This window comes from Curtobacterium sp. VKM Ac-1395 (assembly GCF_015350975.1).
Classification (GTDB): domain Bacteria; phylum Actinomycetota; class Actinomycetes; order Actinomycetales; family Microbacteriaceae; genus Curtobacterium.
Genome location: NZ_JADKRX010000003.1, coordinates 243,482 through 266,732, shown reverse-complemented (window position 1 = coordinate 266,732; position 23,251 = coordinate 243,482). Strand labels below are relative to the sequence as shown.

Genomic DNA, 23,251 nt, shown 5'->3' with positions numbered 1-23,251 from the left:
GCGGGTCAGGATCGGACGAGACGGGCGATCGCCTCGGACGCTTCCTTGACCTTGGCGCTCGGGTCGCCGCCGTCGGCCACCGCATCGGCCACACAGTGGGTCAGGTGGTCCTCGACGAGCCCGAGGGCGACCGACTGCAGGGCCTTCGTCATCGCGGAGACCTGCGTCAGGATGTCGATGCAGTACTGCTCGTCCTCGACCATGCGCTGCAGCCCCCGCGCCTGGCCCTCGATCCGCTTGAGGCGCTTCAGGTAGGCGTCCTTCGACGAGATGTAGCCGTGGGTGTGGTCGGTCATGAGGCCTCCTGGAATGGGTACCCCTCCAGGGTATGCCATCCTGATCGAGTGGTTGACGTGGTTGACGCGACGGTCGTAGGATCGGTTGACACGGTTGCAGGAGGGCGGACACGATGCCGACGACACAACGCGCTGGGAACAGCACGACCGAAGCGGCGCTGCTGTCCGCGATCCGCGACCGACTCCGCGGTGGTCGCTACGACGACGCCCTCGCGGCGGTGCCCGACGTCGGTGCCCTCGCTGACCGGATGGTCGCGGCGCTGCCGTCGGTCAAGCACGAGGCCGACGAGCTCATCGGTCCCTTCTACGACGCGTCCTCGCTCGCGGCGTGGCGCGGGGTAACGCGGCAGGCGATCAGCAAGGCCAGCGCGAAGGGCGACCTGCTCGGCCTGAAGATCGGCGACGGCAGCCGGATCTTCCCCTCGTTCCAGTTCGGCCCGTCAGGAGCGCCCCTGCCGCACCTGCGCGAAGTCCTGGCGCTGCTCGACCCGGAGCACATCGACCCCTGGGGCAGCGCCCTCTGGCTGAACACCGCCGCCGAGGCGTTCGGCGGCACCACCGCGGCCCAGGCCCTCCGTGACGGACGGCACGACCCGGTGCTCCGTGCGGCCCGACGTGCCGAGCGCGCCTGGCTGGCCGACGCGTGACGGAGCGCCGCACCGAGGTCGCGCAGCGTGCACCGACAGCGGACGTCGACCTCGCGGGCTTCCCGACGGCTGAGTCACGCGGCACGACGTTCTACCGGGCGAAGCGCCACGACCGCGGTGCCTGGTGGTTCGCGAGCACCCCGGCGGACGCGGACGGCGTCGACGGTGGTCGCTTCGACCTCGCCACACCGCGCGGCACCTGCTGCTGGGCCGACTCGGTGGAGGTCGCGGTGCGCGAGCGACTGGCCCACCACACGCTCCACACGAACACCGTGTTCGTCGGTCGCGCCCGCGAGATGGTCGTCGTCGCGGCTCGGGCGTCCCGCGGTCGTCGATTCGCCGACGTCACCGCTCCCGACGCCGTCCGGCACGGGGTCGGTGCGGAGCTCCAGACGATGGTCGACTACCGCGTGCCACAGGCCTGGGCGCGGGCGTTCGACGCCGTCGGGTTCGCCGGGGTCCAGTACAGCACGCGGTTCACGAGCGCCACGGCCCCGAACGCGTGGGCGGTGTTCGGCGACGCCGGTGTCCCGCGACGCCCACGTCCGGAGCGTGTCCACCGCGACGGGGTCTCGGCGTGTGTGGAGTCCGGCATCCGGGTGCTCGAGGACGGCTCGACCGCCGGACCCGAGCGCTTCACGATCGTCCCGCCGCCGCGCTGACGGATCCGGCCGTCTGCTCCCGGTCCTCGTGGACCCGATCCGTCACGCGCGCGATCGGGGTTGCTCTGTCGGTGGCTCGTCCTACCGTGACGGCCGTGGTGGAACCCGTCGACGCGTGGTGGCGCCGCCGACAGTGGTCGCGCGGTGTGCCGATGCCGTACGCCGTGGGGGAGTTCCGCGATGCCTGGGCGTCCTACCCCGTGCTCATCCGGCAGTACCACCCGGACTGGAACGCCGGCGTCGTCCTGACGCAGATCCCGCCGGCGGCCGAGGTCCTGCTGACGTGGGAGTGCGACGTCGGGCACGTGTTCGTCGCGACCCCGGCCGAGCAGCGCGCTCGCCCGGGGCGTGAACGTCGACGGTCCGTGTGGTGCCCCGAGTGCTCCCTGATGGCGAAGCCCCAGCGCTGGCCGACGCTGCCTGAGGACTGGCCCGCTGCCGTCCCCGCACCGCAGCGCGCCGCGCGGGCGACGGGCCGACAGACGCTGCCGGCAGCCCCCGCGCGCCGCGGTGGGGGTGGGGGCGGTGCTGGTGCTGGTGCTGGCATGCCCGTCGGGGCGGTCGCCTCGACCCGGGCTGGTCGCGGCGTCGGGCGGTCATCGGGCTCCCGGGCCGCGGCACCGCGCACGATCTGCCCGAAGACGCCCAGGCTGCCCTCGGGAGACGCGTTCGTCAGCGTCTGCGCCCCCGCGACGGCCTCGGCGGTGGAGGCCGAGCTCCGCGCCGCGCTGTCGTCCCGGTTCGACTTCACCTTCGACCAGAACGCGATCCGCCTCGACCGCCCGTTCCACGACCACGTCGAGGCCTGGCCGGACATCATCCTGCCGGAGCTCCGCGTCGCGATCGAGTACGACTCGACCGGACGCCACGGCCTCGAGCACGTGGGTCAGCGCGAGGACTCCGACCGCCGGAAGGACCGCGCGCTGCGGAGTGTCGGGTGGGAGGTCGTCCGCATCCGCACCGGTCGGCTCCCGGCGCTCGGCCCCCACGACCTGCAGGTGTCGAGCATCTCCGGCCGCACGGTCGACCGGCTCGTCGACACCCTCCGTGACCTGCGCGGGGCCCTGTTCGTCGACGCCTACGCGCGCTGAGAGCGCGCGGCGCGCGCGGCCCGTGCTGACCGCCCTGTCCGCCCTGTCCGCCCTGTCCGCCCGGACGTGCCGATGTCGGCTCCGCTGCGGAACGACCGCAGACGCAGGCTGTTCGTGACGACGAAGACGGACGACAGCGCCATCGCGGCACCGGCGATCATCGGGTTCAGCAGGCCGGCCATCGCGAGCGGCACCGCGGCCACGTTGTAGGCGAAGGCCCAGAACAGGTTGCCCTTGATCGTGCCGAGGGTCCGGCGGGCGAGGGCGATCGCGTCGGCAGCCGCTCCGAGGTCGGCACGGACAAGGGTGATGTCCGCGGCCTCCATCGCGGCGTCGGTCCCGCTGCCCATCGCGATGCCGAGGTCGGCGGCGGCGAGTGCGGCGGCGTCGTTGACCCCGTCGCCGATCATGGCGACCGAGCGGCCCTGGTGCTGCAGTCGGACGACGGCGTCGTACTTGTCCTCCGGCCGGACCTCGGCGACGACGTCCTCGATGCCGACCTCGGCTGCGACGGTGCGTGCGACGTCGGCGGCGTCGCCCGTGAGCATGACGGTGCGCAGCCCCATCGCGTGCATCCGACGGACGGCGTCGCGGCTGGTCGGTGCGACGGTGTCGGCGACGCTGACGACGCCGCGGGCGGCTCCGTCCCACGCCACGACGACCGCGGTCGCACCGGCGCGCTCCGCTGTCCGGACCGCGGCGGTGACCTCGTCGGTGATCACGACGGCCCACTGCTCGGCGAGCCATGCGGGTCGGCCGACCAGGACGAGGGCCCCGTCGACGACGGCCTGCACCCCGAGCCCGGCGCTGGACCGGAACGACTCGGCGACGGGGTGCTGCGGGTGTGCGGCGACGATCGCCTGGGCGACGGGGTGCTCGGACCCGGCCTCGGCGGCGGCGGCGCGGGCGAGGACGTCCGCGCGGTCGTCGCCGGCGAGGGCGGTCACACCGTGCACGGTCATCCGACCCGTGGTGACGGTGCCGGTCTTGTCGAGCACGACGGTGTCGACGCGACGGGTGGCCTCGAGCACCTGGGGGCCGCGGATCAGGATCCCGAGCTGGGAGCCGCGTCCGGTGCCCACGAGCAGTGCGGTCGGCGTCGCGAGCCCGAGCGCGCAGGGGCAGGCGATCACCAGGGTCGCGACGGCGGCGGTGAACGCGGCCTGCACGTCCCCGGTGAGCAGGAGCCAGCCGACGAGGGCCAGCACGGCCAGTCCCAGCACGATCGGCACGAAGACGGCGGACACCCGGTCGGCCAGGCGCTGCACGTCGGCCTTGCCGGCCTGTGCGGAGACCACGAGCCGGCCGATGCGGGCGAGCTCGGTGTCCCGACCGACCCGGGAGGCCTCGACCACGAGCCGACCGCCGGCGTTGACGGTCGCACCGGTGACGGCGTCGCCGGGCCCGACCTCCACGGGGACGGCCTCGCCCGTCATGACGCTGGTGTCCACGGCACTGCTGCCGTCGACCACGACGCCGTCCGTGGCGATGCGGTCACCGGGGCGCACCACGAAGCGGTCACCCACCCGGAGTGCAGCTGTCGGCACGTCGGTCTCGACGCCGTCGCGGAGCACCCGGGCGGTCGGGGCGCCGAGCGCCAGGAGCGCCTGCAGCGCCGCGCCGGACCGGTCCTTCGCCCGGGCCTCGAACCACCGGCCGGCGAGCAGGAACACCGTCACGGCGGCGGCGACCTCGAAGTACGGCTCCGGAGCGGTGCCCGGGTGCGGCAGCCAGGTGAAGGTCATCCGCATCCCGATCGCGCCGGCCCCGCCGAACACCAGCGCCCACACGGACCAGAGCGTCGCGGCGGCGATCCCGACGCTGACGAGGGTGTCCATCGACGCGGCACCGTGGCGGGCGTTCACGGCGGCGGCGCGGTGGAACGGCCACGCGCCCCACACGGCGACGGGGAGCGCCAGGACGAGCGCGACCCACTGCCACCCGGGGAACTGCAGCGCCGGGACCATCGACAGGGCGACCACCGGGACCGCGAGCACGGTGGAGACGACGAGCCGCCGACGCAGCGGTGCGGTCGAGTCGGCGTCGTCCGCGACAGGTTCGGGCAGGTGCGCCCCGTAGCCGGCGGCCTCGACCGTGCGGATTGCGTCGTCGACCGCGAGCTCGGCCGGCAGCGTCACCGTGGCGCGCTCGGTGGCGTAGTTCACGCTCGCCGAGACGCCGGGGAGCTTGTTGAGCTTCCGCTCGATGCGGTTCGCGCAGGACGCGCAGGTCATTCCCTCGATCGTCAGCTCGACCGGTGTCACCGTCGCGGTCACGAGGCGACCAGGGTGTAGCCCGCTTCCTCGACGGCAGCAGCGACGTCGTCGGTCGACAGCGGCTGGCTGCTGGTCACGCGGGCGGTCGAGACGCCGCCGACGGTGAGCTCCACCGCGACGGCGGTGACGCCGGGCAGCGCACTGAGTTCCTCGTCGACGCTGGTCACACAGTGCCCACACGTCATGCCGGTGATCCCGTAGGTGTTCGTCAGCTCGCCCATCACGGCCGTCCCTTCGTCGTCGTGATCCCCACCATATACCCCAGGGGGGTACCACGCCAGGACCGCGGGCCAGGACCGCACGCCAGGACCGCGAGGCGGCACCGCGGGCCAGGACCGCGGGACAACGCTCACCCGCGGAGCGCGAGCGCCTCGCTGGTCCACCGCGCGTGCACGTCCCACGGGTCGGACACCCCCGCGGCGACGACGTCGACGTGCGCGAGCAGCTCCGGCGTCACGCGGAACCACTCCGTGCCGGGGTACCGGGTGGCGGCGAACTGCTCGTGACGCCGGCGCTCCAGACGACGGTCCCCGCGCTCGAACGCCAACAGGTCCTGGTGGCTGATCCGCGCGAGCCGCTGCCGGGGGTTCGCCGTCGTGCCGATCTTCACGCGGTCGCCGACGTGGTCGCGCTGCCGCAGGTAGTAGACGACGTCGACCCGCGGGGGAGCGAGGTCACCGTCGGGCACCTCGCCCCACCGCCACTCGCACACGGCGCACACCGCACCCGCGGCGAAGCGGACGCCGACCCGGGAGCCGCAGACGGGACAGGGCCCGGGGAGCAGGTCCTCGACGCCGAGCGTCTCGGCGGCGTGGTCCGCGACGACGGCGACGTGCAGCGCGCACAGCGGCACCGGCGCGCCGGGCGCGAGCGGGCTCGCGCAGCCGGGGACGCAGCAGGACGGGACCATGCGCGGCACGCTACCCGGCACGTCCGACGCCACCCGGGCCTCCCGGCCGGCACCGGGCACACCAGCCCAGCCGACGTGCGTCAGTCGAAGATGACGCCGATCGGCTCGCGCTTCTCCTCCTGGAACCGGTCCTCGGCGCGGCCGAGCGCCCAGTACGCGGAGAGCGACAGGTCGCGCTTCTCCAGCTGCCACTCGTCCTGCAGCAGCCGACGGATCGCCTTCATCGCGGCCCGCTCACCGTGCGCGAACACCTGCACCGGACTGGAGGCACGGGGCAGCGCCCGGGCCGCTGCGAGCAGGAGCGTGCCCGGCTCGGCGCCGGCGGCGTCCCGGTGCAGCCACCGCAGGTCGACCCCGGCCGGGTGCCGGATCGCCTGCTCGTCGCCGGGACCGGCCACCTCGACCAGGGCGACGCCCGTGGCGGCGTCGTGCATGGCCTCCAGGGCGGCGCCGATCGCGGGCAGGGCGCTGTCGTCGCCGAGCAGCACGTGCGTGACGGCAGGGTCGTCGCTCGGCGCGTAGCCGCCGCCGGGGCCGGAGAGGGCGAGCCGGTCGCCGGGCTGGGCGGACGCTGCCCACGGTCCGGCGAGCCCGTCGTCGCCGTGCACCACGAAGTCGATCGCGATGGTGCGGGCGACGTGGTCGACGGCGCGGACCGTGTAGGTGCGGCGGGCCGGACGGTCCTGCTTCGGGAGCGTCTCGCGGAGGGCCTCGAGGTCGTACGGCGGCTCCAGGCCGAGCCCGGGCTTGGCGAGCAGGAGCTTCACGTAGGTGTCGGTGGCGGCGAGGGCGTCCGGGGCAGCGCCCGCGATGAAGTCGTCGAACGCCGGGCCTCCGAGGTGCACGCGGACCATGTGCGGCGAGAGGCGCTCCGTGCGCTCGACGACGAAGACGGACTGCGGGCGGTTCTTGGAGCTCATCGTGGGGGAGGGTCCTCTCGGGTGGCGGCCGGGTTCCTGGGAGAAGACCCTTGACGTCGCCAAGGGTAAGGCTAGCCTTACCTCCATGGACACCACGGTCACCCCGTTCTCCGAGCTGTTGCGCCGACGCACGCACCGCTCGCACGGGACGACCGCGGGCAACGGGTTCATGCACGACCTGGTCGACGGCCAGTGTGACGTGGCCGACTACGCCGCCCTGCTCGGGCAGTACGCCTTCGTCTACGACGCCCTCGAACGCGCCGCCGACCGGATGGCGGAGCACCCCGTCGCCGCGCCGTTCGTCACGCCGCAGCTCACCCGGATGCCGGCGATCCGCGCGGACCTCGAGTACCTCGTCGGACCCGACTGGGCCGAGCTCGTCTGCCCGCTCCCCGCCACCACCGCCTACGTCCGCCGGCTCAACGAGGTCGCGGCCACGTGGCCGGGCGGCTTCGTCGCGCACCACTACACGCGCTACCTCGGCGACCTGTCCGGTGGCCACCTGCTCGGCTCGCTGCTCGCCGAGCAGTTCGGGTTCGACACGAACGGCGTCCTCTTCTACATCTTCGACCAGGTCGCGGACCCGAACGCCTTCGGTGACACCTACCGCGCGCAGCTCGACGCGGCCCCGTGGGACGACGACGAGCGCGAACGGGTCATCGCCGAGGTGGAGCTCGCGTACGCGCTCAACACCGGGCTGCTCGCCGGGCTCGACGCCCAGCGCGGGCCGCTCGCGCCGCCGGCGACCGCCACCGCCTGACCCCGCACAGCGCCGCGCAGCACGCACGCACGCGTCGTGCACGGCGCCACCGCGCGTCGTGCCGGAGCCACCCCGGCAGCCCGTCCGGACGGTCGTCGTCACGGAGACCCGCCTCCCGATACGCTGCTGGGGTCCCGGACCGGTACCCCGGGCGAGCCTGACCCGAAAGGACCCCATGACGGCGATCGACGGTTCGACACGCTTCGGCAGTGCCCGCGACGATGTCAGCGGCGCGGTCGACAGCGACCTGCGCGCTGACGTCCGCTACCTCGGCGAACTCCTCGGCCGCGTGCTGCGGGAGAGCGGCGGCGACGAGCTCCTGCGCGACGTGGAGTCCCTGCGCGCAGCGGTGATCACGGCCTACGAGGGCTCGGACGTCGACGGCGCCGCGCGGGCCGAGGCCGTCGTGGCCGCCATGTCCGCCGAGCGTGCCGAAGAGGTCGCACGCGCCTTCACCACCTACTTCCACCTGACGAACCTGGCCGAGGAGCACCACCGCGTGCGCGTGCTCCGGCTCCGCGGGGACGACGGCGGCGTCGCGGGGGACTCCTTCCCGGCGACGTTCGCGCGCCTCGTCGACGAGCTCGGGACCGACGAGGCCACCGCGCGACTCGACGGCCTCCGGTTCCACCCCGTCCTGACCGCCCACCCGACCGAGGCCCGTCGTCGCGCGGTCACCACGGCCGTGCGGCGCATCACGGACCTCATCGACGAGCGGGACTCCGCGAAGAACGCCATGGCGCGCGCCGAGAACGAGCGCCGGCTGCTCGAGGAGATCACGACGCTCCTGCGCACGTCCCCGCTCCGCACCACCCGGCCGACCCCGCTCGACGAGGTCCGCACGGCGATGAGCGTGTTCGACCAGACGCTGTTCGAGATCGTGCCGCAGGTCTACCGCCTGCTCGACGACCGGCTGCTCGGGGGCGCCGCCGGCAGCGCGCCCGTGCGGGCCCCCGCCTTCGTCCGCTTCGGCACGTGGATCGGCGGGGACCGTGACGGCAACCCGCACGTCACGGCCGCCGTCACCCGCCAGGCCGCGGACATCGCCGCCGAGCACATCCTGCTCGGCCTGGCCCGCGCCGCCACCCGCATCGGCAGCACGCTGACGCTCGACCACGACGAGACCCCGGCCGACCCGGGCCTCACCGCGCTCGTGTTCGCGCAGGAGTCGCTCGACGTCGAGATCGCCGAGCGCATCGGCATCCGCGCGCCCAACGAGACCCACCGCCGGGCGCTGCTGTTCACCGCGGCACGCCTCGACGCCACCCGCCGCGGCGAACCGGGTCTGGCGTACGCCGGTCCCGAGGCCTTCCTCGACGACCTCCGCGTCATCCAGGCCTCCCTGGTCGCCGGCGGCGCCGCCCGGCCGGCCTACGGCGAGCTGCAGAACCTCATCTGGCAGGTCGAGACCTTCGGCTTCCACCTCGCCGAGCTCGAGATCCGGCAACACTCGCAGGTGCACCGCGCCGCCCTGGCCGAGATCCGTGCCGGCGGCGAGCTGAGCGAGACCACGGAGGAGGTCCTCGCGGTCTTCCGGACGATCGCCGACCTGCAGCGCCGCTACGGCGTCCGGGCCTCGAACCGCTACATCGTCTCCTTCACGCAGTCGGCCGCCGACCTCGCGAACGTGCACGAACTGGCGGTCGCCGCCCTCGGGTCCGTCCAGGCCGCACCGGTGCTCGAGGTCATCCCGCTGTTCGAGACCTTCGCCGACCTGCACGCCAGCGTGGAGATCCTCGACGAGGCCGTCCGCACCGAGGCCTTCCAGCGCCGCCTGGCCGTCACCGGTCGGAAGCTCGAGGTGATGCTCGGCTACTCGGACTCCTCGAAGGACGTCGGCCCGGTCTCCGCGAACCTGGCGCTGTACGACGCCCAGGCGCGCATCGCTCGCTGGGCCCGGGAGAACGACATCGAGCTGACGCTGTTCCACGGCCGCGGTGGCTCGCTCGGCCGGGGCGGCGGACCCGCGAACGAGGCCGTCCTGGCGCAGCCGCCCGGGTCGATCGACGGCCGCCTGAAGATCACCGAGCAGGGCGAGGTCATCTTCGCCCAGTACGGCGACCAGGACATCGCCGCCCGACACCTCGAGCAGATGGCCGCTGCGACGCTCTTCGCGTCGTCGCCCTCGAACGAGGCCCGCACCGAGGCCGCCGCCGACCGCTTCCGCGACCTCGCCCAGCGTCTCGACGACGTCTCCCGCGAGGCCTTCCACGGCCTGGTCAAGGCCGAGGGCTTCGCGCCGTGGTTCGCCCGGGTCACCCCGATGGAGGAGATCGGGCTGCTGCCGCTCGGCTCCCGTCCGGCCCGTCGCGGCCTGTCGGTGGAGTCGCTCGAGGACCTCCGCGCCATCCCGTGGGTGTTCTCCTGGACCCAGGCCCGCATCAACCTCGCCGGCTGGTACGGCCTCGGCTCCGCGCTCGAGGCCGTCGGCGACGTCGACCTGCTCCGCACCGCGTTCCGCGAGTGGCCGCTGTTCGGCGCGATGATCAAGAACGTCGAGATGTCCCTGGCGAAGACGGACGAGCAGATCGCCCGCCGGTACCTCGACCTCGCCGACCGCGATGACCTGGCGGCCGCTGTCCTCGACGAGATGATCCGCACCCGCGACTGGGTCCTGCGGGTCTCCGGCGGGTCCGACGTCCTGCAGGACCGTCCGGTGCTCGCCCGCGCCGTTCGCCTGCGCAGCCCCTACGTCGACGCCCTGTCGCACCTCCAGCTCCGGGCGCTCCGCGCGATCCGTACGACGGGGAGCACCGACCCGACGGACGCCGACCACCGGCTGCTCCTGCTGACCGTGAACGGGATCGCTGCCGGCCTGCAGAACACGGGCTGACCTGCGGTGCGCGGCCTGGTGCGAGGTCGTGCACGTGGTGCGGCGCGCTGGCGACGCACGGCGTGTGCGACCCGCACCGGCCGGGCGACCGCGCACGGCGCGGGGCGCGCGCGACCACGGGGCGCGCGTGACCACGGGGCGCGACCACGGGGCGGACGCGACCACGGGGCGGACGGGAGGCTCGGTGCCCGCCGGTGGGGAGCCTCCCGTCCGCTGCGTGGTGACCATGCACCGGACGGTCACTCTCTCCGACTGGTCGCGGCACCCCGTCGGCGTGACGCCGACCGGTCACGGATCGTCGCTCCGCCGCCGCCCCGGCGACGGTTGCCGACCGCTCGACGGACCTGAGCGGGGTGTCGTGACCGTTCGCGACCCCGTCCGCTGCCGACGAAGCACCGTCCCAGCCCCGTCGAATCGATTCGGCACGGCGTAGCGTTGCCGCCGTGACGACGGCGCGCACCCGCAACCGACCCCTCCGGACGACCCTTCCCCCGATCGTGCCGCTCGCGCTCATCGTCGGGGTCTCGCCCTTCGCGACGGACATGTACATCCCCGCGCTGCCCGCGATCGCCCGCGACCTCGGCAGCACGCCGAGCGCCGTCCAGCTCTCGCTCACCGCGTTCCTCGTGGCGTTCGCGGTCGGGCAGCTGCTCGCCGGGCCGGTCAGCGACGGCATCGGTCGTCGCCCCCTGATGCTCGGCGGGACGGCGCTGTTCGCACTCGCCTCGCTCGGCTGCGCGCTCGCGCCCGACGTCGGGATGCTCGTCGCCGCCCGGGTGGTGCAGGGCCTGGCCGGGGCAGCTGCGGCCGTCGCGGGCCGCGCGATGGTGTCCGACGTCACCGAGGGGCCGCGGATGGCGAAGGTGTTCGGCACGCTCGCCGCGATCAACGCGATCGGTCCGGTCGTGGCGCCGCTGGCCGGGGGAGCGGTGCTGCTGGTCGGCACGTGGCGGGTGATGTTCGTCGTGCTCGCGGTCCTCGGCGCGGTGTTCTTCGCCCTCGTCGTGCCGTTCTTCCACGAGACCCTGCGTCCGGCCGCCCGCGGCGGGATCGGCCTCGGTGCGAACTGGCAGCGCATCCGGCAGCTCGTGGCCATCCCGCGCTTCCGGGCGTACCTGCTCACGGGGGTGCTGTCGACGATCGGCTTCTTCGCCTACATCGCGACGAGCTCGTTCGTGTTCCAGACGCAGTTCGGCTTCTCCGAGCAGCTGTACACGATCGTCTTCGCCACGAACGCCACGATGATGATCATCACGACGCTCGTGATCCGACGGGTCGTCGGGCGGTTCTCCGAGGACGCGCTGCTCACCGCCGGCTTGCTCGTCGGCACGATCGGTGCCGCCGGGGTGTTCGTGTCGGCGCTCCTCGGCCTCGGACCGGTCGCCGTCTGGGTCTCGCTCGCCGTGGTCACCGGCGCCTGGGGCTTCGTCCTGCCGGCCGCGATGACCCGGACGCAGCACGTGGGCGCGGCGCACCCGGGGACCGCGGCAGCGCTGCAGGGCGGCCTGTCGTTCGGGCTCGGCGGGCTCGGCACACCGCTGGCCGGACTGCTCGGCGGGACCGCGATCGCGATGGGTTCGGTCATGGTCGTGCTGATGGGCGCGGCGGTCGTCGTGCAGGCGCTGGCCACACGACGCGCCGACTGACGGGCGGCGACCCGGAGAACCGGTAGGGTCGCGGAGCAAGACGTTCCGATCAGAGGGGGCATCCGCATGGACATCGTCGTACACGAGACAGGCACGGACACCGCCGTCCTGGAGTGCACGGGCCGACTCAACATGGTGTCGGCACCGGCGTTCCGCGAGACCGTCGCCACGGTCGTCGACGGCGGTCACCACCGGGTGGTCGTCGAGCTGTCCGGTGTGGAGTTCATGGACTCCTCCGGGCTGGGGGCCCTGGTGGGCTGCCTGAAGACCGCACGCCAGGCCGGCGGGGACCTGCGCATCGCCGCCCCGTCCGAACAGGTGACGATGGTGCTCACGCTGTCGAACATCGACAAGATCCTCCGGACGTACCCCGACGGGGACGCCGCGGTCGCCAACTGGGCCTGACCGGCACCGCCGTGGCCGAGCACCGCCTCGACTTCGCGTCGCCACCGGACGACGTCACCGCCGTCCACGAGTTCCTCGCCCGGGTGTGGGGGACAGAGCCCTCCGTCGGTCCCGAGGACCGCATGGCCTTCGAGCTCGCCCTCGTCGAGCTCGCCTCCAACGTCGTCGAACACGCCGCAGGAGACGCGCGCATCGCCTGCTCGCTCGCCCTCGCGGTCCGCGACGGCGGCCTGGAGGCCCGGCTCACCGACGACGGTCGGCCCGCCTCCGTCGACCCCTCGGCCGCCGAGCTCCCCGACGCGTCCGCCGAGAGCGGCCGCGGTCTCGCGCTGGTCGGCATGGTCGTCGACGAGCTGCGGTACGCCCGCGAGGGCGAGACGAACACCTGGACGGTCCGCCGCCTGATCCGGTAAACGCATCGGGTCGGCCGGAACCCGCAAACTCGTGTGAACGATTGAGACACCTGGCCCCCGCCGTGTCACGATCACCGCGATGAACGACCAGTCCGATCCCAGGAGCAGCTTCGAGACCTCGGGGACCGTCCTCGAGGACGCCCTGCGGATGTACGAGGACGCCTACGAGGGTGCCGGCTTCGTGGCCGCACGCACCGATCGTCCGTTCGCGTACCGGTTCCGCGGCGTCGGGAACGACCAGATCTCGTTCCGCTCGACCCGCTTCGACGCGCGCGTCCGTGGTGAGGTCGAGCTGCAGGACGAGTACGCCGTCATGTGGACGGCCGACGGCGGCGGACGCATCGACATCGGTCGCGACGAGGCCCAGCTCCGGCCCGGGTCGCCGATGATGTTCCCGTCCGGCCGCCCGTTCGTCTTCGAGCTCGCCGACGTCCGGCAGAGCCTGGTGCAGTTCGAGCGGACGCACCTCGAGGAGATGGCCGCCGAGCTCCACGGCGTCCAGCCCGGGCCGCTCGTGTTCGACCACACGGCGGCACCGCGACCCGATGACCTGCGCGTGTGGAACCAGCAGGTGCAGCGGGCAGCCGGCGTCGTGCTGGGTTCCCCACCGGTGTCCGCCATCGGGCTCGCCGAGATCGCGCGGGCCACGGCGCTCGCGCTGCTGACGACCTTCCCGCACCGGTTGCTCGCGCCCGAGGTCCCGCTGCCGCAAGGCGCCACCGGCCGTGTCCGCGAGGCCGTCGAGTACATGCACGCGTTCGCCCACACCCCGATCTCCACGACCGACGTCGCCGACCACGTCGGACTCAGTGTCCGCGGGCTGCAGCAGGCCTTCCAGCGACAGGTCGGGACCGCGCCGAACTCGATGCTGCGCGGGATCCGCCTGGACCGCATCCGCGAGGAGCTCCGTCGTGGTGCACCCGGCGAACTGACCGTCGCCGCCGTCGCCGTGCGCTGGGGGTTCGCCCACCTCGGCCGCTTCTCCGCCGCGTACGCCACCCGCTTCGGCGAGTACCCGCGGGACACGCTGCAGGCCTGACCACCGCGGCCACCCCGTCCCCTACGCTCGGGGCGTGAGCAGACCGCGACCGTGGGTGATCGTGCCCGGGATCTGGAACTCCGACGCCGAGCACTGGCAGTCGGTGTGGCAGGCCGACCGGCGCGAGGACGCCGTCCGCATCGCGCCCACCTCGTGGTCCGAGCCCGACCCGGCCGACTGGTCCGCCGCGCTCGACGCCGCGGTCGCTGCCGTCGACGGGCCGCCCGTCCTCGTCGCCCACAGCCTCGGGGTCCTCGCGGTGGCCGAGTGGCTCGCCGAGCACGACGACGGTCGGGTCGCCGGCGCGTTCCTCGTCGCGCCGCCCGACCCCGACGCGCCGGGCTTCCCGCACGCGGCCAGGGGCTTCGCGTTCCCGACCCGGGCGGTGGCGACGCCGACCCTGGTCGTGGTGAGCGACGACGACCCGTACTGCACCCGCGACCGCGCCGAGGGGCTGGCCGCCGTCCTGGGGTCCGACGTCGAACGGATCGGTCCGCACGGCCACGTCAACATCGCCAGCGGCGTGGGGGACTGGGCCGCCGGCCGGACGCTCCTCGAGGCGTTCGCCGACCGTCTCTGACCTCCCGGTCGCCACCCGGTCGTCAACGCGCCCGCGCCGCACCCTCGACGGGCCCTCCGCAGGGCGTCCTGCGGCCTGACATGCCAGCCGATCCCGCGACACACCGCCGATGTGTCGCAGAGCGACGCTCACGATGTTTCATACTTCCTCCATGGAGACGCAGTCCGGGACACGCACCCCGCTCGTGGACCCCTTCGGTCGCGAGGTCGAGGAGTGGCTCAGGGACGCCCCGGCCACCCGCACCCCGTACCTGGCCGACCTGGTGGTGCCGCCCGTCACGGGTCCCGTCCAGCGTCCCGACCTGCTGGTCGATGCGCCGACCGAGGCCGCCGAGACCGAGCCAGCCGCGCTTGCGACTGAAGCGCCTGCGGCCGGAGCGCCTGCGACCGGAGCGCCTGCGGCCGGAGCGCCGAACGACGCCGCGCCGTCCGCTCCCGCCGACGACACCGCGTTCCGACGTCCTCGCGACCACGGCCGGCACCGCTCGACCTGCGCCCCGTCGTTCCCCGAGCCGCCCGAGCGCCTGGCCCTCCGCATCGAGGAGCTCGCCGTCGAGGTCTCCGCGCAGAGCGGTCGGCCCACGCTGGAGCGCATCGTCGTCCTGCAGGAACAGGTCCTGCGCCGCGACGAGGACCTCGCCCGCCTGCAGGCATGGGAAGCCGCCGTCGCCGACCTGTCCGACCCCGAGGTCGAGGCCGCCCGCGCCTACGCCCGGTCCGTGTTCGACGACCTCCTCGCCGAGGCCGCCGACGAAGCCGACCGTCGTGACCGTGCCGCAGCGCGCCGAGCTGCGACCACCGGCGCCGTGACCGTCGTCGCACCTGCGCCCACCCCCGCGCCGCGACCCGCTCCGGCGCTCGTGCTGCCCGTGGCCGCCCCCGTCGCTGCGACCAGCGCGGTCCTCGACGACACCGACGCCGACCGTGACGAGCCCGCGCGACTCGTGCCGAGCCTCCTGGCCGTCACCCCGGTGTCCGCGAACACGCGACCCACCCCCCTCGTCTCGCCCGCCACCGGTCCCACCGTCATCGACCGTGATGCCTTCGCAGCCGTGCTGCGGGCGCACCGCGCCGAGTCCGACGCGCCCACGGCCGGCACGCCCGTCGTGTTCCCCGAGGAGCACGCGGCAGCCCTGCCCGGAGCGGACATCGCCGCTGACGACACCGTGGCGACCCCCACGTCGGCTCGGCCCGGCTGGTGGGCACGCGTCGTCGCCGCCGTCCTCCGCGTCGTCGGCCGCCGGTGACCACACGCCGGACCCCGTCGACGCTCGGGGCCCCGTCGCTCCGGTCCGCTCGGTAGACTGACGGGATGCCGACGCTCCGCGATCTCCAGGCCGTGATCGAGACCCTCTGGCCCGCTGCCGGCACCGAGTCGTGGGACTCCGTCGGGCTCGTCTCCGGTGACCCGGACGCCGTGGTCGAGCACGTGCACCTCGCGGTGGACGCCGTCCCCGACACCGCGCAGGAAGCCGTCGAGCTCGGTGCCGACCTGCTCCTGACCCACCACCCGCTGCTGCTGCGCGGCGTGACGACGGTCGCCGAGTCCACGTACAAGGGCTCCGTCCTCGCCACGCTGATCCGCGGCGGGTGCGCGCTCGTCGCCGCCCACACGAACGCCGACGTCGTGACGACCGGCACCTCGGCGGTCCTTGCGGAGCGGCTCGGGCTCACCGACCTGCGCCCGCTCGAGCCCGGCGACGCCGACGGCACCGGGATCGGTCGCGTCGGGGTGCTCGCCGAGCCCGTGTCACTCGGTGTCCTCGCCCGGCGGATCGTCGACGTCCTCCCCGCCACGGCCTCGGGCGTCCGGGTGTCGGGTGCCTACGACCAGCCCGTCCGCACCGTCGCGCTCTGTGCCGGCGCCGGCGACTCGCTGCTCGGCAACGCCGCCGTGCTCGACGCCGACGTGTACGTCACGAGCGACCTCCGCCACCACCCGGCGTCGGAGTTCCGCGAGCAGGCCATGCTCGTCGGTGGTCCGGCCCTCATCGACACCTCGCACTGGGCCACCGAGTGGCTCTGGCTCGACGTCGCCGCCGAACAGCTCCGGCAGGCCGCCGGCGTCCGCGTCACCGTCAGCGACCTGCGCACCGACCCGTGGGACTTCGCGGTCCTGCCGTCAGCCCCCACCACCGAGCACCACAACGAAGGAGCCTGACCATGAAGGCAGCACCCGAGGACCAGGTCATCCTCCTCGACGTCCAGCGACTGGACAACGACATCACCCGGATCGCCCACCGCATCAGCTCCCTGCAGAAGGGCGACCGGCTGACCGAGCTCGGCAAGACGGCCTCGTCGCTGCGCAGCGAACTGGCCGCGGCCACCGGTGACGTCGAGGACTCCGAGCGCGACCTCGCGCGCCTCGAGTCCGACACCGCGACCGCACAGGCCCGGGTCGAGCGGGACACCACGATGCTCCAGCACGCGAACGCGAAGGACGCCGCCGGTCTGCAGAACGAGCTCGACTCGCTGCAGCGCCGGATCGGGGACCTCGAGACCTCCGAGCTCGAGATCATGGAACGGCTCGACGTCTACCGCGCCCGCGTCGGCGACGTCGAGGCCCGTCTGGCCGACGTCGAGGCCTCCCGCGCCGGGCTCGTCGCCGAGCGCGACACCGAGATCCAGCGCCTCGAGAACGACCGCGCCGCCGCCACCCAGAGCCGCGCGGACATCGCCGCGAAGGTCCCCGAGGACCTGCTCGCGCTCTACGAACGCCAGCGTGCCCGCTACGGCTTCGGTGCGTCGCTGCTGCAGGGCGGCGTCTCGACGGCGTCGGGCGTGACGCTCACCGGCGCGGACCTGCAGGCCGTGCGCCGTGCGGCCCCCGACGACGTCGTGCTCTGCCCGGACAGCGAAGCGGTCCTGGTCCGCACGGAGGAGTCCGGTCTGTAGAGGCTCGGCGCCTGCGGGCGCTGACGCTCGGCGCCGGCGCGGGCTGGCGCTGTGCTCGGCGCTGGCGCGGGCTGGCGCTGCACAACCGAAACCGGCTCGCACCACGGACTTCTGCGGTGCGAGCCGGTTCTGGTTGTGCGGTGCCGATCGGCACTGGACGTGTGACGCGAACGGGCCGGCCGTACGCCGGGTTCTGTCCCGCCTCGCGGCGGTGACGGCCATCTCTCTCGGACCGACGTTGCCGTCGGCCTCCAGCGGTCTACCCGAGGACTCGGCGAGCAGCCTCAGCGTCCTCTGTCTGACCTTGCTCCGGGCGAGGTTTACCGAGCGGATCCGGTCACCCGGACCCCTGGTGGTCTCTTACACCACCGTTTCACCCTTACCGGTGTCGCCACCGGCGGTCTGTTCTCTGTGGCACTGTCTCGCGGATTGCTCCGGGTGGGTGTTACCCACCGCCCTGCTCTGTGGAGCCCGGACGTTCCTCGGCACTCCCGGGGGAGTGACGCGACCGTCTCACCGACCCGTTCGCAGGACGAGTGTACCGGGACGCGCCCGTACAGCGCCCACACCGGCGACCCGTTCGCTCCGTCAGTCCAGAGCCGCCCCGGTGGGATCGCACTCCGTGTCGGGTCCACGGTGCCGGACCCGACACGAAGTGCGATCTCACCGCCAGCCGACGGCCCGCGCGCCGACGGCCCGCCAGCCGACGGCCCGCGCGACGCGCCGCGGCGGCGCGGCGGCGCGCTCAGGCGCTGCGGGCCGCCAGGGTGGCTGCGCCGATGATGCCCGCGTTGTTGCGGAGCGTCGCGGGGATGATGTCGGCCTGCAGGTCGAGCAGCGGCAGGAACTCCTCGTACTGCTTCGACACCCCGCCGCCGACGACGAAGAGCTCCGGGGAGAGCAGGGCCTCGAGCCGCGAGTAGTACTTCTGCAGGCGCTTCGCCCAGTGCTTCCAGGACAGGTCGTCGCGCTCCTTGGCGGCGAAGGACGCCTTCGTCTCGTAGTCGACGCCCTCGATCTCCAGGTGCCCGAGCTCCGCGTTGACGATGAGCACACCGTCGTTGATGAGCGCCGTGCCGATGCCCGTGCCGAGCGTCGTCACGATGACCAGGCCCTCGCGGCCCTTCGCGGCGCCGAACTGCTGCTCGGCGAACCCGGCGGCGTCGGCGTCGTTGACGAAGTGGATGGAGCGGCCGAGCTCCTTCTCGAACAGGGCCTCGGCCTCGAATCCGATCCACTTCTTCGACACGTTCGCGGCCGACATGGTCTTGCCGTCGCGGACGATCGCGGGGAAGCAGACGCCGACGGCGACGTCGGACGGCGGGGAGAGCTCGTCGAGGATCGACTTGGCGACCCCGACGATGTCGTGCGGCTTGCCTCCCTCTGGCGTGGCCTTCTTGATCCGGTCCGTGGTGAGTTCGCCGGTCGCCGTGTCGACGATCGCGCCCTTGATGCCCGTACCGCCGATGTCGACGCCGACTGCGAGGGAGGTCATGTGGAGCCTTTCGGTAGGGAGGGTGTCAGGAGACGGTGAGGAGTTCGGCACCGCGCTCGGTGACGACGAGCGTGTGCTCGAACTGCGCGGTCCAGGACTTGTCGCGGGTGCTGACGGTCCAGTCGTCGGCCCAGATGTCGGCCGCGATGCCGCCGAGCGTGAGCATGGGCTCGATGGTGAACACCATGCCGGGCTCGATGACGGTGTCGTAGTGGGCCGCGTCGTGGTGGGGGATGATCAGCCCGGAGTGGAAGGCCCGACCGACCCCGTGCCCGGTGTAGTCGCGGACGACCCCGTAGCCGAACCGCTTGGCGTAGGCCTCGATGGCCCGACCGATCACGTTCACCTGACGGCCCGGCGCGACGGCCTTGATCCCGCGACGCAGCGCCTCCTCGGTCCGCGTGACGAGGTCCTGGACCTCCGGCGCCGCGGTCCCGACGACGAACGTGCGGTTCGTGTCGCCGTGCATGCCGTCCTTGTACGCGGTGATGTCGATGTTCACGATGTCGCCGTCCTGCAGCACGGTGTCGTCGGGGATGCCGTGGCAGATCACCTCGTTCAGGGACGAGCAGAGCGACTTCGGGTAGCCCCGGTAGCCGAGGGTCGAGGGGTACGCGCCGTGCGACACGACGTACTCGTGGCCGATGCGGTCGAGCTCGTCGGTCGTGACACCGGGACGGATCGCGGCACCCACGGCGTCGATGGCCTGCGAGGCGATGCGGCCCGCCGTGCGGATCAACTCGACCTCGTCCGGCGTGTACGTGTCGCCGAGACCGTGTTCGTGCGGCTCGACCCGACCGACGTACTCCGGGCGTTCGATGTCCTTCGGGACGGCCCGCTGCGGGGAGATGCGGCCGGCGGTCAGGTGTCCGTGTTCGTCCCGGGGCATGCGCACCACTCTAGTGGCGCGTCGACGCGGGTCGTGGCCGGTGCCGCGCGGGTACGGTGGCGACATGAGCGACGAACGCATCGAGTCCCAGTGGTGGTTCAACGACAAGACCCGCACGGTCGAGCAGGGCCCGCAGTCGCCGCAGCGCGACCGCATCGGGCCCTTCGAGACGCGCGAGGAAGCGGAGCACGCCCTCGAGCGCATCCAGGCGAACAACGAGAAGTGGGACGAGGAGTCCTGACGGCTCGCGTCCCCGACGCGACGACCTGAGAGCCGGGAGGCCCGGTGCCAGCTGGCACCGGGCCTCCTGTCCGTCTCGTGGTGGCGTCAGCCGTCGATCGTGGGCGACGGACGGTACGTGATCGGGAGTCGGCGGTCACGGCCGAAGGCCATGCCGGAGGTCTTCGGCCCGATCGCGCCCTGGCGGCGCTTCCACTCGGAGCGGTCGACCAGGCGGGTGACCTCGGCGACGGTGGCCGCGTCGAAGCCCATCGCGACGATGTCCGCGGCGCCCTGGGCACGCGTGACGTACTGCTCCAGGATGGCGTCGAGGACCTCGTACGGCGGCAGGCTGTCCTGGTCCTCCTGCCCTTCGCGGAGCTCCGCGGACGGCGGCTTGCTGATCGAGTTCTCCGGGATGGGCTCGGTCTCGCCACGGGACGCCGCGGCCGCGTTCCGCCAGCGGGCCAGCGCCCACACGATCGTCTTCGGGACGTCCTTGATCGGCGCGAAGCCGCCCACCGAGTCACCGTAGATGGTGGAGTAGCCGACGGCGAGCTCGGTCTTGTTGCCCGTGGTCAGGACGAGGTGGCCGTCGAGGTTCGACAGGCCCATCAGGATCAGCGCCCGCACCCGCGCCTGGATGTTCTCGGCGGCGAGCCCGGTCAGCCCCAGCTGCGCGTCGAAGGGTGCGACGAGGTCGGCGATCGGCTCCGTGCGGTACTGCAGCCCGAGCCGCGCGGCCACGTCGTCGGCGTCCGAGCGGGAGTGCGTCGAGGACCACCGCGACGGCATCGAGACGCCGAACACGTGCTCGGCGCCGATGGCGTCGACGGCGATCGCGGCGCAGACCGCGGAGTCGATGCCGCCGGACAGGCCGAGCACGACCGAACGGAACCCGTTCTTCCGCACGTAGTCGCGCGTGCCGAGGACGAGGGCGTCCCAGATGGCTTGTCGGTCGTCGGGCAGCTCGGCGACGTCGCGGGGGAGCGGCGGGCGGCCCGCGAGCTCGCCCGGCGTCGTGTTCGGGGTGTCGAGCGACACCCGCTGCACGTGCTCGGTGACGACGGGGCCGGTGGCCGGCGCCGGGTCGACGTCGACGAGGAGCAGGTGCTCGCGGAACTGCGGCGCCCGGGCGACCACCCGGCCGGTCTCGTCGACCACGACGGAGTCGCCGTCGAAGACCAGGTCGTCCTGGCCGCCGACGATGTTGACGTACGCGACGACCGTGTCCGACTCGGTCGCGCGACGTGTGACGAGGGGCAGCCGGACCTCGTCCTTGTCGGCCACCCACGGCGAGGCGTTGACGACGAGCAGCAGGCCGGCGTCGGCGCCGAGCACCCGGGCGACGGGGCCACCGTCGCGCCAGAGGTCCTCGCAGATGACGACCGCCACGTCGACGTCCGCGATCCTGGCCACGAGCAGGTCGTCACCGGGGATGAACACCCGGTACTCGTCGAACACGGAGTAGTTGGGCAGGTGGTGCTTGGCGGTCGTGGCGACGACGCGCCCGTGCTGCAGGACGCTCGCGCAGTTCTTCGCGATCGCGGTCGGGGCCGTGCTGACGTCGACGGGCCGCGGGGCGAACGGCCCGTCCGGGTGCCCGACGACCACCGCGACGTCCCCGAGGCCCTCGTCGTCGAGGGTGCGGGCGAGGCGCTCCACCGCGGCACGTGCGGTGCGGAGGAACGACGGGCGCGAGGCGAGGTCCTCGATCGGGTAGCCGGAGATCGCCATCTCCCCGGTGGCGACCAGGTCCGCGCCGCGCGCTCGTGCGGTGCGGACGGCGTCGACGATGCCGGCGGCGTTCCGGGCGAAGTCGCCCACGACCGGGTTCGTCTGGGCGAGTGCCAAGCGGAGACGGGGCATGAGCACTAGCCTATTGACCACGGTCGCCGAGCGACCGTGGAACGCGGAAAGGGCGTGCATGGACAAGCAGACGGACTTCGTGCTCCGCACCATCGAGGAGCGGGGCATCAAGTTCATCCGACTCTGGTTCACGGACGTCATCGGCACGCTGAAGTCGGTCGCGATCGCCCCGGCCGAGGTCGAGGGCGCTTTCGCCGAGGGCATCGGGTTCGACGGCTCCGCGATCGAGGGCCTCAGCCGCTCGTACGAAGCCGACGTCCTGGCACACCCGGACCCCTCGACGTTCCAGATCCTGCCGTGGCGCGGCGAGATCGACCCCACCGCGCGGATGTTCTGCGACATCGCGACCCCGGACGGCCAGCCCGCCGTGGCCGACCCGCGCAACGTGCTCAAGCGCACCCTCGCGCGGGCGAGCGACCACGGGTTCACGTTCTACACGCACCCCGAGATCGAGTTCTACCTGCTCAAGGACCGCGACTGGAAGGACGGCGGCCCGAAGCCCGTCGACCAGGCCGGCTACTTCGACAACGTCCCCGGTGGCAGCGCGCACGACTTCCGTCGCCGTGCCGTCCGGATGCTCGAGGACCTCGGCATCTCGGTGGAGTTCAGCCACCACGAGGCCGGCCCCGGGCAGAACGAGATCGACCTGCGGTACGCCGACGCGCTGACCATGGCCGACAACATCATGACCTTCCGCACCGTGGTGAAGGAGGTCGCCATCGAGCAGGGCGTCTACGCGACGTTCATGCCGAAGCCGATCTCCGGCCAGCCCGGCTCGGGCATGCACACCCACGTGTCGCTGTTCGAGGGCGACCAGAACGCGTTCTTCGAGCCCGGCGGCGAGTACCAGCTCTCCCCGACGGCCAAGCACTTCATCGCGGGCCTGCTCCGGCACGCGCCCGAGATCACGGCAGTCACGAACCAGTTCGTGAACTCGTACAAGCGGCTCTGGGGCGGCGACGAGGCCCCCTCGTTCGTCACGTGGGGCCACAACAACCGCTCCGCCCTGGTGCGCGTGCCGCTCTACAAGCCGAACAAGGGCCAGTCGTCGCGCATCGAGTACCGCGGCATCGACTCGGCGGCCAACCCGTACCTGGCGTACTCGCTCATCCTCGCCGCCGGCCTCAAGGGCATCGAGGAGGGCTACGAGCTCCCCGCCGAGGCCGAGGACAACGTCTGGAGCCTGACGGACGCCGAGCGCAAGGCCCTCGGGTACGCGCAGCTGCCCGCCAGCCTCGACCACGCGCTGTCCCTGATGGAGGACTCCGAGCTCGTCGCGGAGACCCTCGGCGAGCAGGTCTTCAACTTCGTGCTGCTGAACAAGCGGCAGGAGTGGAAGCGCTACCGCGACCAGGTCACGCCGTTCGAGCTGGACACCAACCTCGGCATGCTCTGATCGTCCCGCTG

Annotated in this window: 23 protein-coding genes and 1 other RNA gene; 15 read left to right on the top strand and 9 right to left on the bottom strand. The window is 73.0% G+C overall.

Annotated elements, in window-relative coordinates; translation table 11 throughout:
• Window positions 1-5 precede the first annotated feature (5 nt).
• A complete protein-coding gene (locus ITJ68_RS09805) occupies window positions 6-296 on the bottom strand; it encodes a metal-sensitive transcriptional regulator (RefSeq protein ID WP_071275827.1) in 291 nt (96 codons plus the stop codon).
• Window positions 297-409: 113 nt separating this feature from the next.
• On the opposite strand from ITJ68_RS09805, the gene ITJ68_RS09800 reads away from it, so the two are divergent.
• The 3 genes from ITJ68_RS09800 to ITJ68_RS09790 all read left to right on the top strand — a co-directional run bounded on the left by ITJ68_RS09800 (window position 410) and on the right by ITJ68_RS09790 (window position 2,696).
• On the top strand, window positions 410-943 hold the full coding sequence (locus tag ITJ68_RS09800; RefSeq protein WP_194661088.1) for a hypothetical protein: 534 nt from the start codon (window positions 410-412) through the stop codon (window positions 941-943).
• On the top strand, window positions 940-1,605 hold the full coding sequence (locus tag ITJ68_RS09795) for an RES family NAD+ phosphorylase (protein WP_194661087.1): 666 nt from the start codon (window positions 940-942) through the stop codon (window positions 1,603-1,605). Before ITJ68_RS09800 ends, ITJ68_RS09795 begins: the two co-directional genes overlap by 4 nt.
• Window positions 1,606-1,700: 95 nt before the next feature.
• On the top strand, window positions 1,701-2,696 hold the full coding sequence (locus ITJ68_RS09790) for a hypothetical protein (protein WP_194661086.1): 996 nt from the start codon (window positions 1,701-1,703) through the stop codon (window positions 2,694-2,696).
• Here the strand turns inward: ITJ68_RS09790 and ITJ68_RS09785 are convergent.
• The 4 genes from ITJ68_RS09785 to ITJ68_RS09770 form a co-directional block, all read right to left on the bottom strand.
• Window positions 2,684-4,972 (bottom strand): heavy metal translocating P-type ATPase, encoded by a 2,289-nt coding sequence (locus ITJ68_RS09785; protein ID WP_323743271.1) that lies wholly within the window; start codon window positions 4,970-4,972, stop codon window positions 2,684-2,686. The two genes, ITJ68_RS09790 and ITJ68_RS09785, sit on opposite strands and share 13 nt — an antisense overlap.
• On the bottom strand, window positions 4,969-5,193 hold the full coding sequence (locus tag ITJ68_RS09780) for a heavy-metal-associated domain-containing protein (protein ID WP_194661085.1): 225 nt from the start codon (window positions 5,191-5,193) through the stop codon (window positions 4,969-4,971). Before ITJ68_RS09780 ends, ITJ68_RS09785 begins: the two co-directional genes overlap by 4 nt.
• Window positions 5,194-5,321: 128 nt before the next feature.
• On the bottom strand, window positions 5,322-5,882 hold the full coding sequence (locus tag ITJ68_RS09775) for a GIY-YIG nuclease family protein (protein WP_194661084.1): 561 nt from the start codon (window positions 5,880-5,882) through the stop codon (window positions 5,322-5,324).
• An 80-nt stretch (window positions 5,883-5,962) separates the two neighbouring features.
• Window positions 5,963-6,802: a siderophore-interacting protein gene (locus tag ITJ68_RS09770; protein ID WP_194661083.1), complete on the bottom strand. Its 840-nt coding sequence runs from the start codon at window positions 6,800-6,802 to the stop codon at window positions 5,963-5,965.
• A gap of 85 nt (window positions 6,803-6,887) precedes the next feature.
• Between ITJ68_RS09770 and ITJ68_RS09765 the strand changes: the two genes are divergently transcribed.
• The 10 genes from ITJ68_RS09765 (at window position 6,888) to ITJ68_RS09720 (ending at window position 17,372) form a co-directional block, all read left to right on the top strand.
• Window positions 6,888-7,562, top strand: a complete 675-nt coding sequence (locus tag ITJ68_RS09765) for a heme oxygenase (biliverdin-producing) (RefSeq protein ID WP_194661082.1) — start codon at window positions 6,888-6,890, stop codon at window positions 7,560-7,562.
• Window positions 7,563-7,737: 175 nt separating this feature from the next.
• Window positions 7,738-10,395, top strand: a complete 2,658-nt coding sequence (locus ITJ68_RS09760; protein ID WP_194661081.1) for a phosphoenolpyruvate carboxylase — start codon at window positions 7,738-7,740, stop codon at window positions 10,393-10,395.
• Between the two features lie 443 nt (window positions 10,396-10,838).
• Window positions 10,839-12,041: a multidrug effflux MFS transporter gene (locus ITJ68_RS09755; RefSeq protein WP_194661080.1), complete on the top strand. Its 1,203-nt coding sequence runs from the start codon at window positions 10,839-10,841 to the stop codon at window positions 12,039-12,041.
• Between the two features lie 66 nt (window positions 12,042-12,107).
• Window positions 12,108-12,446 carry an STAS domain-containing protein gene (locus ITJ68_RS09750; RefSeq protein WP_071275811.1) on the top strand — a complete coding sequence of 113 codons (339 nt, stop codon included), beginning with the start codon at window positions 12,108-12,110 and terminating at the stop codon, window positions 12,444-12,446.
• Window positions 12,447-12,457: 11 nt separating this feature from the next.
• Window positions 12,458-12,859, top strand: coding sequence for an ATP-binding protein (locus ITJ68_RS09745; protein ID WP_194661079.1), 402 nt, complete (start codon window positions 12,458-12,460; stop codon window positions 12,857-12,859).
• A gap of 79 nt (window positions 12,860-12,938) precedes the next feature.
• Window positions 12,939-13,898 carry a helix-turn-helix transcriptional regulator gene (locus ITJ68_RS09740; RefSeq protein WP_194661078.1) on the top strand — a complete coding sequence of 320 codons (960 nt, stop codon included), beginning with the start codon at window positions 12,939-12,941 and terminating at the stop codon, window positions 13,896-13,898.
• Between the two features lie 34 nt (window positions 13,899-13,932).
• Window positions 13,933-14,478 carry an RBBP9/YdeN family alpha/beta hydrolase gene (locus ITJ68_RS09735; RefSeq protein ID WP_194661077.1) on the top strand — a complete coding sequence of 182 codons (546 nt, stop codon included), beginning with the start codon at window positions 13,933-13,935 and terminating at the stop codon, window positions 14,476-14,478.
• Window positions 14,479-14,629: 151 nt separating this feature from the next.
• Window positions 14,630-15,724 (top strand): hypothetical protein, encoded by a 1,095-nt coding sequence (locus tag ITJ68_RS09730; RefSeq protein WP_194661076.1) that lies wholly within the window; start codon window positions 14,630-14,632, stop codon window positions 15,722-15,724.
• A gap of 65 nt (window positions 15,725-15,789) precedes the next feature.
• Window positions 15,790-16,638 carry a Nif3-like dinuclear metal center hexameric protein gene (locus ITJ68_RS09725; RefSeq protein ID WP_194661075.1) on the top strand — a complete coding sequence of 283 codons (849 nt, stop codon included), beginning with the start codon at window positions 15,790-15,792 and terminating at the stop codon, window positions 16,636-16,638.
• Window positions 16,639-16,640: 2 nt separating this feature from the next.
• Entirely contained in the window at window positions 16,641-17,372 is a 732-nt protein-coding gene (locus tag ITJ68_RS09720) for a zinc ribbon domain-containing protein (protein ID WP_194661074.1), read from the top strand.
• A 167-nt stretch (window positions 17,373-17,539) separates the two neighbouring features.
• Here the strand turns inward: ITJ68_RS09720 and rnpB are convergent.
• The 3 genes from rnpB to map form a co-directional block, all read right to left on the bottom strand.
• Window positions 17,540-17,896, bottom strand: an RNA gene (rnpB, locus tag ITJ68_RS09715) — RNase P RNA component class A.
• Between the two features lie 221 nt (window positions 17,897-18,117).
• A complete protein-coding gene (ppgK, locus tag ITJ68_RS09710) occupies window positions 18,118-18,867 on the bottom strand; it encodes a polyphosphate--glucose phosphotransferase (protein WP_194661073.1) in 750 nt (249 codons plus the stop codon).
• A 25-nt stretch (window positions 18,868-18,892) separates the two neighbouring features.
• The gene (gene map / locus ITJ68_RS09705; protein ID WP_194661072.1) at window positions 18,893-19,756 is read right to left on the bottom strand and encodes a type I methionyl aminopeptidase; all 864 of its coding nucleotides are present in this window, start codon (window positions 19,754-19,756) and stop codon (window positions 18,893-18,895) included.
• 64 nt (window positions 19,757-19,820) lie between these two features.
• Here map and ITJ68_RS09700 point away from each other — a divergent pair, with 64 nt between their 5' ends.
• Entirely contained in the window at window positions 19,821-19,997 is a 177-nt protein-coding gene (locus tag ITJ68_RS09700; protein ID WP_194661071.1) for an SPOR domain-containing protein, read from the top strand.
• Window positions 19,998-20,083: 86 nt separating this feature from the next.
• On the opposite strand, the gene ITJ68_RS09695 is transcribed toward ITJ68_RS09700, so the two are convergent.
• Window positions 20,084-21,844 (bottom strand): NAD+ synthase, encoded by a 1,761-nt coding sequence (locus ITJ68_RS09695; protein WP_194661070.1) that lies wholly within the window; start codon window positions 21,842-21,844, stop codon window positions 20,084-20,086.
• Window positions 21,845-21,902: 58 nt separating this feature from the next.
• On the opposite strand from ITJ68_RS09695, the gene glnA reads away from it, so the two are divergent.
• Window positions 21,903-23,240 carry a type I glutamate--ammonia ligase gene (gene glnA, locus ITJ68_RS09690; protein WP_194625902.1) on the top strand — a complete coding sequence of 446 codons (1,338 nt, stop codon included), beginning with the start codon at window positions 21,903-21,905 and terminating at the stop codon, window positions 23,238-23,240.
• Window positions 23,241-23,251: the final 11 nt, after the last annotated feature.